The 13,675-nt window shown below is 43.0% G+C and carries 14 protein-coding genes and 1 pseudogene; 3 read left to right on the top strand and 12 right to left on the bottom strand.

Annotated features, from left to right (window positions below; all coding sequences use genetic code 11):
• Positions 1-42 precede the first annotated feature (42 nt).
• The 3 genes from DW015_RS03425 to DW015_RS03415 are packed head-to-tail and all read left to right on the top strand — an operon-like array spanning position 43 to position 1,993.
• Complete coding sequence (locus DW015_RS03425) at positions 43-381, top strand: transposase (RefSeq protein ID WP_216552414.1); 339 nt, start codon at positions 43-45, stop codon at positions 379-381.
• Positions 330-1,298 (top strand): IS3 family transposase, encoded by a 969-nt coding sequence (locus DW015_RS03420; RefSeq protein ID WP_117904209.1) that lies wholly within the window; start codon positions 330-332, stop codon positions 1,296-1,298. The genes DW015_RS03425 and DW015_RS03420 overlap by 52 nt, the downstream gene beginning before the upstream one ends.
• Positions 1,299-1,345: 47 nt before the next feature.
• On the top strand, positions 1,346-1,993 hold the full coding sequence (locus DW015_RS03415) for a hypothetical protein (RefSeq protein WP_117904207.1): 648 nt from the start codon (positions 1,346-1,348) through the stop codon (positions 1,991-1,993).
• A gap of 216 nt (positions 1,994-2,209) precedes the next feature.
• Here DW015_RS03415 and DW015_RS13715 read toward each other — a convergent pair.
• The 12 genes and pseudogenes from DW015_RS13715 to DW015_RS03350 form a co-directional block, all read right to left on the bottom strand.
• Positions 2,210-2,394: pseudogene (locus tag DW015_RS13715) on the bottom strand (hypothetical protein); the annotation flags it as partial.
• Positions 2,395-2,606: 212 nt separating this feature from the next.
• Positions 2,607-3,473, bottom strand: coding sequence for a DUF87 domain-containing protein (locus DW015_RS03405; RefSeq protein WP_117904203.1), 867 nt, complete (start codon positions 3,471-3,473; stop codon positions 2,607-2,609).
• On the bottom strand, positions 3,463-4,044 hold the full coding sequence (locus DW015_RS03400) for a hypothetical protein (protein ID WP_117904201.1): 582 nt from the start codon (positions 4,042-4,044) through the stop codon (positions 3,463-3,465). Before DW015_RS03400 ends, DW015_RS03405 begins: the two co-directional genes overlap by 11 nt.
• The gene (locus tag DW015_RS03395; RefSeq protein WP_117904199.1) at positions 4,045-4,311 is read right to left on the bottom strand and encodes a hypothetical protein; all 267 of its coding nucleotides are present in this window, start codon (positions 4,309-4,311) and stop codon (positions 4,045-4,047) included.
• The gene (locus DW015_RS03390) at positions 4,308-5,159 is read right to left on the bottom strand and encodes a conjugal transfer protein TrbL family protein (protein ID WP_117904197.1); all 852 of its coding nucleotides are present in this window, start codon (positions 5,157-5,159) and stop codon (positions 4,308-4,310) included. The genes DW015_RS03395 and DW015_RS03390 overlap by 4 nt, the downstream gene beginning before the upstream one ends.
• Positions 5,152-5,457 carry a helix-turn-helix domain-containing protein gene (locus tag DW015_RS03385; protein ID WP_117904195.1) on the bottom strand — a complete coding sequence of 102 codons (306 nt, stop codon included), beginning with the start codon at positions 5,455-5,457 and terminating at the stop codon, positions 5,152-5,154. The genes DW015_RS03390 and DW015_RS03385 overlap by 8 nt, the downstream gene beginning before the upstream one ends.
• A gap of 6 nt (positions 5,458-5,463) precedes the next feature.
• Positions 5,464-7,254 (bottom strand): type IV secretory system conjugative DNA transfer family protein, encoded by a 1,791-nt coding sequence (locus DW015_RS03380; protein WP_347501002.1) that lies wholly within the window; start codon positions 7,252-7,254, stop codon positions 5,464-5,466.
• A gap of 100 nt (positions 7,255-7,354) precedes the next feature.
• Positions 7,355-7,684 (bottom strand): hypothetical protein, encoded by a 330-nt coding sequence (locus tag DW015_RS03375; RefSeq protein ID WP_117904193.1) that lies wholly within the window; start codon positions 7,682-7,684, stop codon positions 7,355-7,357.
• A 102-nt stretch (positions 7,685-7,786) separates the two neighbouring features.
• The gene (locus tag DW015_RS03370) at positions 7,787-9,397 is read right to left on the bottom strand and encodes a recombinase family protein (protein ID WP_117904191.1); all 1,611 of its coding nucleotides are present in this window, start codon (positions 9,395-9,397) and stop codon (positions 7,787-7,789) included.
• Between the two features lie 402 nt (positions 9,398-9,799).
• Positions 9,800-10,195: a hypothetical protein gene (locus tag DW015_RS03360; protein WP_117904187.1), complete on the bottom strand. Its 396-nt coding sequence runs from the start codon at positions 10,193-10,195 to the stop codon at positions 9,800-9,802.
• A 1,306-nt stretch (positions 10,196-11,501) separates the two neighbouring features.
• Positions 11,502-11,780 (bottom strand): hypothetical protein, encoded by a 279-nt coding sequence (locus DW015_RS13290; RefSeq protein WP_207659349.1) that lies wholly within the window; start codon positions 11,778-11,780, stop codon positions 11,502-11,504.
• A 43-nt stretch (positions 11,781-11,823) separates the two neighbouring features.
• Positions 11,824-12,537, bottom strand: a complete 714-nt coding sequence (locus DW015_RS03350) for an AAA family ATPase (protein WP_117904183.1) — start codon at positions 12,535-12,537, stop codon at positions 11,824-11,826.
• Positions 12,538-13,675 lie beyond the last annotated feature (1,138 nt).

Below are 13,675 nucleotides of genomic sequence, written 5' to 3'. Positions count from 1 at the left end.
AAAACAATCAAAGTATAATAAAAACAAAGGAGTGTGTCATCAATGGGAACAGGAAAACAATATGATGAAGAGTTTAAAAAGCAGGCAATAAAGCTCGCAAAGGAGGTTGGCACCAAGGCAGCAGCAGATGAGCTGTGCATCCCCAAAGGGACGCTTGGGACGTGGGTGCAAAAGGCACGGATCGGAGAAATAGACACAGGTGCAGGCTCACGTACACCGGGAGAGTCACTTACTATAGCACAGCAGCTTCAGGCAGCAAACAAACGGATCAAAGAGCTTGAAAAGAAAAACCGTGAGCTTGAAGAGCTTAATGAATTTCTGGAGGAAGCATCTGCTTTTTTCGCCGCGAACCGTCGGAAGTCAGGAAAGAAGAACGGTTAAAGTTCATTTCCAAAAAGACTGATGACGGTAGGATCACAGGAAGGATCAGTTTTTACTGCAAGGCTTTGGAGGTTACAAGACAAGCATTTTACGATCATCTCAGCCATAAAAACGCCCCCTGGAAGTATCAGGCACTTGCGGATGAAATGATGAAGATCCACGAAGAAGACCAATATAATGACTGCTACGGCAGGGAGCGTATGTATCTTGCATTGCAGCAGAGAAAGACTGCCGGGAAAACTGACATTGACATTCCCTGTGAAGCTACTGTACGCAAGGTCATGGCGCAGATAGGATTGATACACAAGCCTCGCAGAAAGCCAAACGGGATAACCAAAGCTGATCGGCTTGCTCAAAAATCGGATGATCTTCTCAGACGTGATTTTTACGCAGACAGGCCTTTGAAAAAAGCTGTGACCGACATGAGCGAGGTGAAAGCAAAGGATGGAAAGCTCTATGTTTCAGCGATATTTGACTGCTTTGATCTGATGCCGCTGGGGATAGCTATTGAAGATAATATGAGAGCTTCGCTCTGCTGCCATACTCTTGAAAACGCAAACAAATCATATCCTGATATAAAAGGCTGTATCATACATTCGGACAGGGGCAGTCAGTATACAAGCGAAGAGTACCGAGCTGCTGTAAAGAAATATGGGATCATTCAAAGCATGAACAGTGCCGGTGGAAGATGTCATGATAATGCACGCTGTGAAAGTATGTGGGCAAGAATGAAAGAAGAGCTGTTCTACAGCCGTGAGGACAAGCCGGAGAACTACACTATGAAAGAGTTGAAGACCATGATCTGGAGATATTTTATGAGTTACTGGGCCAACAGAAGAATCTGCACCGCCAACGGTGGTCTGCCTCCGGCAGTTCGAAGAAAGCTCTACTATGATCATATCTTTCTCGTTGCATAATTCTTGTTCGAATAAAATGTGTCAAGTGATATTGACAAAACCACATAATGATGAAGTATCAGGATATACTTGCTCCGCAGTACGCATTCGAGCAGGTCAAGGCTCACGCAGAATATTTGCAGACTACCGAAAATGGCGAGTTCGTCTATGACAGCGGCTACAAGCTTTTGACGGGCGACGAAAGTGCAGGAAACAAGGACTTGACCCTTGGTCTTACCGCAATGGCAATGGTGATACTTTGCCTTACCTACGTTTATGCAGCCGAGTATCAGACAGGTGCGAACGTGCTGCTTAAAACCTCTGCCCGTGGCAGGGAGGACACCTTTCTTTGCAAGTTCGGCATTGGCGTTATCATTGTGACGATCATTTTCGCGCTGACCTATGCGCCCTACTTTTACAACGTTATCAGCGCATACGGTACGAGGGGGATAAACGCCCCCGCCTGCTCTATCGAAGCACTTTCAAATTTTGATATTTCTATCAAAGAATATCTCATTCTCATAAGCCTTGGGCGGTATCTCTCTTTGCTCTGCGCAATGCTCATCATCTATTTTCTGTCGGCAAAGCTCAAGAGTTTTATCTCGACATTCCTTGCGGCGACGGCGGTGCTTATTTTGCCGATATTGCTGGCTCTGCTGGGGATAGGCGTGTTTGAGTATGTTTTGCTGAATCCTATTTTGGTGGGGAATTTGTAAAGGGTAATATCTTGATAAAAATATTTATTAATTTAAAACCACGCATCCAATACAAGCTTTATCTAAAATGACAATACTTGTATAATTCAAAGTGATAAAGACCTGCAAATAAAAGTCAAGCCCCAATCAATTGTTCTTTCTGCACAAGCTTTGATACTTTACCTTTAAAGCTGATAAGGAAAGCTTTGAAATAGAATGAATATGAGGAAACTTCAGCACAAAATCGACCCATTTTTCGTGCCCGTCAGACTCTCTGCGAGGTGAAGTGAATAATGTGTTGGCATTTGGAAAGCAGGAATCAAGCAGGCTGAATAGTCATCAATCAACAAAGGATTGACTACGGATACAAATATACCCTGGTTGTGGAGTGCATTGGCGATCGGTTCATAATATGCACCTGTGTCTATTTCCCCGATCTGTGCCTTTTGCACCCACGTCCCCAGCGTCCATTTTGGGATGCACAGCTCATCTGCTGCTGCCTTGGTGCCAATCTCCTTTGCGAGCTTTATTGCCTGCTTTTTAAACTCTTCATCATATTGTTTTCCTGTTCCCATTGATGACACACTTCTTTGTTTTTATTATACTTTGATTGTTTTGTATGTGTCAAGTTTTATTATACAGGATTATCATGTTCAGGGTCTAAGATCAGAACACTTTTCCCTGCCTCACGCTGATTGCATAAAAGCAGTTTCATCAGATACGACTTACCCTGACCGCTGTTGCCGAGAATGAGAATATTGCTGTTTGTCTTATCCTCTGTACGCTTATCAAAGTCAACAAGAATATTCGTGCCGTACTTATCTCTTCCAACATAAAAGCCGCTCTCATCGGTCTTGCCGCTGTAATTCAAGGGATAAAGATCAGCCACCGAGCTTGCAGGAAGAACACGTTCAAACTGACTTGCGAATACGTTATTGCCCGCAGGATGAACAGACAAGAATCCTTCTTTCTGACGTAAAAGCAAACGGTCAACGGATATTTTGGAACGTGTCAGTTCCATTTGAATATCAGCCTGCAGTTCTTTCAGCTTATCCTCAGTACTTGCTTTTAGCTCGATAAACACGGCTGTATGCAGGAGCGGCTCTTTGTTCCTTCTAAGCTCCGACAGCAGTTCTACCACATCGTCGATGTTGTTCTGAGCCTTGATGCTTTCGTTGACGTCATTTGTGGTGGTCATCATATGGTTCTTACGCATTGCCTGCTGAACGATCTTCCTTTGCTCCATGCTTGTAACAAGTCGGTTGTAGATACGGAGCGTTACACCGTTCCTGTCCGCAAGGTGAGCAAGTATAGCCGTTTCTTCCGTACTTGGCGGATACTCCGTCACCGCCCAGCAGGACTTGTAGAAGTTTCCGCAGATGTAGTGGTCGGTGTAAAAGCGGATCACGCCCGGCATGGTGCGGTCGAAAAAGTCCTTTGCTTCCACTATCTCAAGCTGCTCATCAGACAGTTCTTTTTTCTTCTGCTTTTTAGTTCTCATTTGTTTTCACCTCCAAATCAAATTCGGTTTCTCCCTCGATATCGGGTATCTCATCGCCTGAAATGCTTGTTCCGAAATACAGAGCAAGCATTCTTTTCACCTCCGATCTGCTCATTCTTCTTGCAGAAAATCCATGCTCGGCTATTGCCTTATCCACTCGGTTAATGGTGTTAAAGATCTGTTCGTCCTTTTCACGTCTGAACCGCACAGCAAACATAAACTGCCTTGCCGTGGACATCTCAATCTGTATCTCATCAAGAAAATCATAGTCAGCTTGCAGCAGTTTTCTGACCGCCTCGTTATGCTCTTTTTCAAGCCTTTTCCTAAGATGATTTTTGTTGCTGTCAAAACACTCGCAGGAGTCCAATGCCAGTATTTCTAGGTCAGGTATGGTACTCAATAACATCATAAGATGATGTATCTTCACGTCGATGTTAGCCGCAGACAGCACGGAAATATTGGTCGGCTCTACGCTGAAAAACGCAAGCTCGGCTTTGTCGGTCTTTATACCGAAACGAGTAAAGCGTTCAAGACCTATCAAGCCCTGAACGCTGTTTTTGTTCTTTGTCATTTAATCTTTCCTCCATAAATACAATTGCTGTGAAGTCAGAAAAAACTTCACAGCGTTAAAAATATAGTCCATAATTGCAGTTTCGCCGACCCGAAGAGAGAGAAACGCAAAGCAGGCGGTCGCAGCAAAGGGCAGGACGTTCCAGAAGTTCACCAGAATCACAACCGACAGAATTATCCCGCCGCAGATTATGATAAAATCCCGAACGTTCCAGAACCATAGTTTGACGTTTGCTTTTAGGTTTTCGGGGTAGATGTAGGTTTTCATTTTGCTCCTCCTTTCAGCATTCCAATAGCCTTAGCTCCCATAGAAACCGTATGGCTAACAGACATCATATTGACTCTCACACTGGTATCCAATCCATACATCTGAGCTATCCTCGGCACTTCGTTTGCCGACAGGCATATCCCCACCGCAAGCAATGGGTGCTGAGTGTAAGTCAGAAGACCGATATACAATATCGTTGTCTGCAAAAAAGCCGTCAGACAAGTAGCGATGACCTGCTTGCACCAGCTGTAAAAGCCGTCGGTGTAGCCCCTCGGAACTCCGAACATATACAAGCTCCCGACAGCTATCTGGCAAAGCATTATGCCGCCTCGCTTGATGTTCGCAAACACGACCTTTACCGTGCAGTAACCGAAAAGTATGATAAAAAACAGGCTAAAAAGTGAAACGTCAGATGCAAGAACATACAGCACAGAAAGCCACGAATCGGCTATAGTGCTGTATGTGTCAGACAAAAACACCCCAAGCAGATCGTAGGAAAATGAACCCTGTAAGGCTATGCACAGCTTGTAAAGCCGCTGTGGGACTACCGCAAAGAGAGCCGCCGCCATAAAGCCTTTTATCACATTCACACAGGTCTGCCTGATGTTAGCCGCTCCCGACTCGTATGCCATAGCAGTGTCAAAAACCGCCATGACAAGACCGCAGACAAAAAGCATCCAACCGAGAGCCTGAAACAGACTGACAAAGGTCCTCACCCAGGCAAGAGAGAACAGATCGGTTGCCGACTGATCTATGAACATAAAAAGCTCTGCCACCGCACCGTAGACCTTGTTGAAAAGCCACTCGAACATAATGTCCCACACAGCGTCGGATATCCAATCAAACAACGCTGCCACCTCGTTTCTTGGAACGATTTGTATTAGTTATCTCTCCCTTTATGCGGTACAGCGAACTCCGCCGACCGCCTTGTGGGTGATAACGGGGGAAACGCTCTAACGATCCGCTTTCTTCAAGCTCGTTAAAAGCACGAAACACCGTACTTTTTGAAATGCTCAGATCTTCCGCTATTCTTCTCACAGAGGGAAAGCATTCTCCGTTTTTGTCTGCCCGTCCGCACAGATAGCAGTACACCGATACCGCTTTGTGCGACAAGCCTAAATCGTAAATTCTTCTCGGTAATATCAATATGCATCAACTCCTGTTCGTTTTTACATTAGTTTTCTTTTTCGGAGGCTCATCCTCGAATTCTTCTTCATCCGCTATCTCGATTTCCACAGGAGGAGCCGCTTTTTTCTTCTGCGGATATTTGACCTCAATGTCCTTTATCAGCTCGTCACGCTCCTTGTAGGAAACCGCCCTTGCAGTCTTGTCCGGCAGGCGATACTCTTCCTCAAATTTAATACCCCATTTGAAGAACAATTTCAGCTTGCTTATCATAGGGTGTGTACCCGTTTTCATCACAATAAACTGTCCTTTCGGCATAGATTTCAGCTCATCCACAGTCATCAGCGGTCTGCCTATCATCTGCAATGACTGGCTTTTATCCCTGCCATGCGAGACAGAACCGCTCAATACCGTTTGTTCGCCCAAAGCTTTTGAAAGCACTTCTGCACTCTGGCTGTTTGGTGCAAATCCGCCGAACACAGTAAGCTGAGTGTTGTCCGTGATGATCTCCATGCCCTGTTTTCCGTAGTTCTGTTCAAGCTGTGCAAAGGACTGGATTATTGCAACGATACTGATTTTACGACTTCTGCCTGCGGAGAACATTGATTCAGCCCCCTCTATCTTAGGAAAAGTTCCAAACTCGTCGCAGTAGAACATAACTCTGTTTTTTAGTTTTCCACCGTTTTCATCAGCAATGACTAATATCTCACGATATAGCTGTTGGATAAGCAGGCTGACCATAAAGTACTTGCTTGTATCTTCTTCGGGAAGAACAATAAAGATAGCAGACTTTTCATTGCAGAATTTCTCGGCGTCTATCGCTGTGCCAAAGCACAGCATTTGTTCAAGCTCCGAATCAAGAAAGCTGTTGAGCCTTGAAAGTGCAGTCGACATTACCGACAGCATAGACTGGTCGGACGCATTCAGAGCCGCTCCGGCAAGCCATTTTGCTTTGTGTTCGCTTGGAAGTTTGTCCATAAGTTTTGAAAAATACATTTTAGGTTTTGCTTTCGGGTCTGGCTGATATTTTGCGAGCAAGTCCTGAATAAGCTTGAAAACCGAAACGATATGCCGTTCGTTTTTGTCGCCAAACTCCGCTAAAAGCAGAATAACAGAGGCAAGCAAGCCTTCCGCTGCATCATAGAAAAATGCGTTCTGACCATAGTTTGAGCTGTCACCTCCGCCGATATTTATAATAGTTTTTGCTGCGATTTTTGCGTACTTTTCAGCCTTTGCCTTTGCTGAAAGGTCGGTTTTATCAGACAGATAAATATCCATATACTTGTTGACAAGATGCAGAATATTGTTCTCGTCCGAGCGTGTGGGATTTCTCAGATCAAGCACAGAAACATTGTAGCCGTAATACTTTTTGGCGATAGTTCCGTAATTTCTCGCCACATCTCCCTTTGTGTCTGTCGACAAAAAACTCATTCCACTTGCACAAGCCAGTTCTAAATTTGGATACAAGAAGTAAGCGGTTTTTCCCACACCAGCTGCGCCGATCATAAGAGTATGCACATCACCGTCATCCACAAGAGCAACAGCCTTTTTGCCCGAACCTCTGCACCCAATCACCGTACCTTGAACAGTCGGCAGATTCTGACCTTTTCTCCACATCTCCGGCTCGAATGGCAGAGGGATAAAAGTACGCTTTATCTCAGCTTTTGTCGCCCACCTCGCAGTTCCGTGCTGTCCATTGCCGACTTTTTTTGCCTTTATTCCGTTAAGCGACTTGTTGTCAAGCAGATTTACTACCACTAAAAAGGCAATGAAAATTACAACAAGTACGCCTATTAAAATCATTTGTTTATCATTCAATTTCTCACTTCCGATCATATAATATTCTTTCTTTTGTATTTAATAAGACAGTTAGTTTGTTATCTTCAAGGTATTGCGCTGTGAGGCGGAGGGTATCGCATCAACCAAATTCCATACAAGGTTCGGGTTCAGAAACGATATCTATATCCTCGCACTGCTCCTGAATAGGAACACTTAAAGCTTCCTCAACCGATAATCTGACAGCACTATCCGCAAGCTGATACAGCAATTTCGCCGTATTTACCGACTGTTCACGGGTACGGGCAGTCCGCTTAAGATCACGCAAAACCTCCTGCACACAATCCTGCAAAGCCCTTTGTTTCTGTGCCTTTTTGCCCTTGTCGGTGTAGGGCTTGTAACTGCCTTTGAGCTTGTTTTGGAGCCATACAAACGCCTTACACTCGCTGTTTATCTGCTCGGTTTTGGGCATAAAAAAAGCCGAGCCTGCAAGCTCGGACTATCCTTAACGAAGAAATAAATATTATGTATTACCCGTAAGCACAACATCTTACGGGCTTTGATTTCTATTTGCTCAAGACTGACGACTGTCAATCTCAAATGTGTAATGGATCACTATCGTATTGCCGCAGGTTCTTGAATACTTTTCCGTTTTTTCATAAACCTCTATCCTGCGTATAAACACTCTCAGCAGTTCAGGAGTAAGCTTAGGCATTTCAATGTATTCCTTAGCTTTTGCTATAAACTTCTGAATGTACTGCTCACGTAGATCCATTTCAGATATTTTGTGCGATATAGATTCGAGTTCAAGACGAAGATGCGATTGTTCCTGTTCGTAACCGCTTGCAAGAATATCATAACGTTCCGGGGTAATACGCCCTGTGACCCTGTCCTCATACAGACAGCTAATGATATTGTCAAGCTGTTTTATTCTTGCAGTGATCTGCTCTTTCTCACGCTCGGCATTTATACACAATCTCCTTGCCTCGACCTCGCCGTTCTTAGCTGCCATTGCGTAAAACTCCTCAGGATTATCTCGGGCGAAGGCTGTGGCGGCTTTGAGATTTTCAAGTACGATTTGATCTAAAACTTGTTCTCTGATATGATGACAGGTGCAGTCGGTTGTACGCTTTTGGTAGCCTCCGCATATGAAGCTGTTTTTTTCAACAGCCTTTGTCTTTGCCCTCTGAAGATACAACCGCTTACCGCAGTCGCCGCAGTAAAGGTATCCTGCATATTTATCCATTTCTCCTTGTCTATCGGGACGTTTTCTTCCGTCAAAATGCTTTTGTACTAAATCAAAGGTTTTTCTGTCAACGATAGGTTCATGGGTGTTTTCAAAAATCAGAACGTTTTCATCATCGTTTTTAATACGTTTTTTCAGCTTGTTGGACTTGGTATAGGTTTTAAAATTCACGGTATCGCCGCAGTAGACTCTGTTTGAAAGCATCAGTCGAACGGACTTCTGATCCCAATGATACGGTTTATCCGGATTCAATCTTCCCGTCCTGCGTCCTGTTTTTCTGAATGCGTAAACGCTTGGCGACATAACTTTCTGTGCACACAATTTATCACATATCTTCATTATTCCGATTCCGTCTGCATACATTTCAAAAATTCCTTTCACTATCGGCGCTGTTTCGGGATCTGGGATCAGCTGCTTAGGATCGTCGGGATTCTTCATGTATCCATATGCTATTACCGATCCAACACGCTCACCGCGCTCGCCCTTTGCACGCTGAACCGCTCTGATCTTTTTACTTGTATCCCTTGCAAAAAGATCGTTGAAATAATTGCGTATTCCCGCATAATCGTTTGTACCGTCGGTGCTGTCTACACCGTCGTTTACGGCGATAAAACGGACGTCATACTGCGGAAAGGTAACTTCCATAAGCATACCCGTCTGCAAATATTCTCTGCCAAGTCTCGACTGGTCTTTTACAATCACCGCAGAAACATTTCCGCTTTCCACTTCAATCATCATTTCCTTGAATGCCGGACGATTAAAATTTGCTCCCGAATATCCGTCGTCAACATAGAATTTACAGTTTAAAAAACCATGGTCATTCGCATATTTTTGCAGGATGAGTTTCTGATTTTCAATAGAGACCGACTCACCGTCCCTCATATCCTCCTGTGATAAACGGCAGTATAACGCAGTAATTTTTCGATTCGAATCAGACATATTTATCCATCCTTTCATAGTCTGTAAATTTTCAAACCGAATAGGATACAGCTACAATATATCACTATCCGGCTTGAAAGTCCAGAAAATTTTTTGATAATTTTATCTGCCGTTAATAAGATAAGCGAACAGTTCCGACACTTTTTGTGGCTTGTATCCTTCATCTGCTCTGGGACTAACGGATAAGATTTTGTAAGTTACTCCATCAATCACAGTTTTGATGTGCGAGTAATCATGTCGGCGTCGGTACTGATTTGAATCTGGTTTCTCTTCTATTTCTTTGTGAATATTCTGCATAAATCACTCTCCACTTCGTTGTCTTGATTGTTGTTATTCGTGTAAACAAATCAGTTCAGTCCTTTCATATTTAAATTTTGCGGTTCGTATTCGTTACGCACCATCTTAGCCTTGCTGAAAATCAACAGCGTTCTCGTAATCGATAATTCCATTGATCTTCCGTACTTCGTTTACGCACATAGCGTGTAAACTTTCTAGAGTTTCATCGTCAACATCATTGATAGTCGCAGTCATATGCGAGAGCTTTCCAAGCTCGACTGCGACCTTAAACATCAGACGGGCAAGCCGCTGTTCCGTACCTTTTATCTGCGCCTTGACCGTTTCTGTTATCATAGGGGATAGGTAGTTTACCTCCTGCTGCTGACGAAGATAGCCGATGTAAAACGTGACGGCTTTTTCAATGAACTCTGTTTTTGAAGCACAATTGTCGTCCTTGTACTCCTGCTCGATCTTTCTCATAGTTTCCGGCTGAAAATATACAGCCGTTTTTTCTTTTGCCATAATTCTACTCCTTTCTTATCACGACGCCGTTAATTATGCCGATTTCACGCACTTTTCTGACCTTTAGACCCCTGATTTCCGCTGAAAGCCGTATTTTGACTCCATGAGGCGACCGCCTAAAATATGCACAAGACCTGTGTGAAAACTGCGTATTTACGGCACATTTGCGGTCAGCTTTGCTGTCCGCTGTGAGCGTCATGGCGGCTTCAGACGCCATGACTTTAACCTGCAATGAAATATTTCACTTTCTTCGTCATGCGGCGAATCGGGAATTTGTGCATAACCAACATATCAAGTTCCCGATGTGCTTTTTAACTGATTTCAGAATTGCTCGTTTATCCCTTCGTACACCGCTTACAATCGGCGTGTGTGGCTTATACCGTCTACGGTGGTATGTTTACCCTACTGCGAGTTGGGAGGGCAAATATCGCCGTTGTGTTGCGGTTAAAATTAATTACACTTTTTTTGATTATTGAACATCTCCATTCTTATTCGCAGAAGAGAAAAGGCGGATTGTCAATCAGCGAATCAATCCGCCGATTCTATTCGTCATTCATCACCAATCAATCTTTGATAACTACATATCATTCTTTCTTCTGCTATTAATAATATTAGTTAGTATTAATCCTTAAAGGCATAGCGCTGTGACACGGAGGGTATCGCAATTATTATTTTTGTTTGCCCCACAACAGTACAGTTCCTGTCAGAAAATCTTGTCTGACTTAAGGACGTATTCCAAGCTTGGTTACGCTTCTGCTCCTCCTGAACGATCTTCGCTGTACTTCGCCGCTTGGTATCTCTCCTACGTGGGATTTTGTTGTCAAGATTCTTTTGCCTTCATACTGTAGCAGATGAAAAGATGCTTTTTATGCGTGTGTGAAAAAATTTTGTAGACTTGCACAAAATCTGAATGGATTATTTATAGAGTTCCCTCTCACTTGTATACGGAAAGGAGTCGCCGTTTTGACAACCCTTAATTCATAAAGTTTGTAGGCTTGAACAAAGTCGTAACAAATTTTTTGTAGAGTTTGCTCTCACTTGTATAGGGTAAGAAGTTGAGGTTTTACAACCATTTTGACAGCAATTCTTTAAAAGTTTGTATGATTATACAAATTCGGGGCGGACGATTTAGAGAGTTTGCATATTGGTTAGGTATCCCTATAGAAACCTTTTCCCAGTGAATCAGGGTGGTAGTTGGCTCGTTTATGAAGAGTTTTGCGTTGACAGTAACTCTGAAATGTTGACAGTAAAACTACCACTTGATTTCTACCGTCACACCTCGCAAAGCAAGGATTTTCAATGGTTTTCAGACTTTTAAAGCCAAACTGTTGACAGTAACTTCGCCCGAGGTTTTACTGTCACTACTGTCACGCTCACGGTCGTAATGAAGAATAATCAGTCTGCCGTTTCGTGTCCGCTTGTACAGAAAATCAATTCCATACTGTCTGAGCGTGTAACCGTTCTGAACCAAATCTCTTGTAACTCTGTTCGGATAGAATGTTTCATTTGAAATACTTTTCAGTGCGGTTACCAATTCTGAAGCCGTTCCTGTGAAATCAATCTTTTTCTGAATGTAAACATACAATGCGGCGAGAAAAATATTGTCTTTGCTTTTCGAAGCAGTTGGCTCATCTGTGACTATCCACTTTTTTCAAATCGCTATCAAACTGCAAGCTTATTTCTGCGTTTTCAATATCACGACCTACGCAGTATAGCTTTGCATTTCGACTGCCACGCTTTGTTTCTACAATAACCATGCTTTCGTCAACGCATCCGCTGATTCCTGTCGAGCCCGAAATCATATTGAACGGTTCGCTGTCCGAACACTTTCTTGTGTGATGAACAACTACGATTGCAATTTCAAGCTTGTCCGCAAGATTTTTTAGAACAGATAACTCTTTGTAGTCCGAGCCATAACCGTTATCGGTTGACTCACGAATCATTTGCAGAGTGTCAATGAACACAACTTTTAAATCGCTATGCTCTTTCTTAAAATTTTCAATCTGTTCTTCAAGTCCGCTGCCTATCGACTCAGACATAACAGTGAAGTGCAAGTTTTCTGTTGGCTCATCTGTTATCTCATACAATCTGTTTTGTATCCTCGCATAGCTGTCTTCCAAACACAGATAGAGGGCAGTTCCTTGAGCCGTTTCCTGACCTAAAACTTTTTCTCCTTTCGCTATCGACAAGCACATATCAAGTGCCAGCCATGACTTTCCCACTTTTGGTGCACCTGCTAAGATGTACAGACCTTGCGCAAGCAAGCCATCTACAACAAACTCGATAGGCTTGTACACAGTTGTCATGATTTCTTCGCAGGACTTTGAGTTGAATTTCTTCAAGTTATCAAGCCTCCTCTTCTTTTTTTCTTTTTACTTCTTTCCCACAACAGTACAGTTCCTGTCAGAAAGCCTTGTTTGACTTAAGGACGTATTTCCAAGCCTGGTACGCTTCTGCTCCTCCTGCACGATCTTCGCTGTACTTCGCCGCTTGGTATCTCTCCTTCGTGGGATTCAATTGTCAAGATTCCTTTTCCTCATACTGTAGCCGACTAAACAAAGTGTTTGGGCAACTTCTGAAAAAAGTTTATAGGTTTGCACAAGTTAGCTCATATGATTTCGGTTATTTTGACTACCACTGCTCTTCCGCTTGTATATGGGTAGAAGTCGCTGTTTTGATACCCCTTTATCTAAATGAATTCATAAAGTTTGTAGGGTTGAACAAAGTCGTAACGGATTATTTGTAGAGTTTGCTCTCACTTGTATATGGTTAGAAGTTGAGGTTTTAACAACCTTTTTGGCAGAGTTTCTTTAAGATTTTGTATGATTGTCTAATAGACAGAGCAGTGATGACTTTTGTTTTTTGCATTATCACAACACGATGCGGTAGGACGTGAATCACGACCTACCGTAAAAAGTAAGGTGGTAAACATCTATGATCCGACATAGAAAAACCACTGCCGTGTTTTCCGACAGTGGTTCGAGAGAATGATTTTATTATGTTCAAAAAATGATATCTCTTGCCGTGAAGATTTACTAGGCTAAATAATTTGTCACAGCTTGCTTCTTTAAAACAGGAGCGGGGTAATCCCCTCGTACACCACAACAATCGGCGTGTGTCGCCCTTTTCCTCAGAGGATGGTATGTTTACTCTACTGCGAGTTAGGGACAAATATCTCCGTTACGCTGTGTACTTTCGAGAGCACCTTTCGTTGACAGTAACTCTGAAATTTTGACATTGAAACTCGTCTTTGATTTCTACCGTCACGCCTCACAAAGCAAAGATTTTTAAGAGTTTTTAAGCTTTTGAAGCAAGCTGATTGACCATAGAATTTTTATTGTCAGTACTATCACTCTGACGATCATAATGAAGAATAATCAGTCCGAAACCTCAAACTCATCTGAACTAAGATATGTTACTTCACTGTCCTTAAAATTATATTTCCAACTGTATGAATGTGACAATGTAGGTTTATAAATT

This window comes from Ruminococcus sp. AF37-20 (assembly GCF_003460465.1).
In the GTDB taxonomy this organism is placed as follows: Bacteria; Bacillota; Clostridia; order Oscillospirales; family Ruminococcaceae; genus Hominimerdicola; species Hominimerdicola aceti.
Note: the sequence above shows the minus strand (reverse complement) of the source record. Positions and strands in the feature narration are given on the sequence as shown.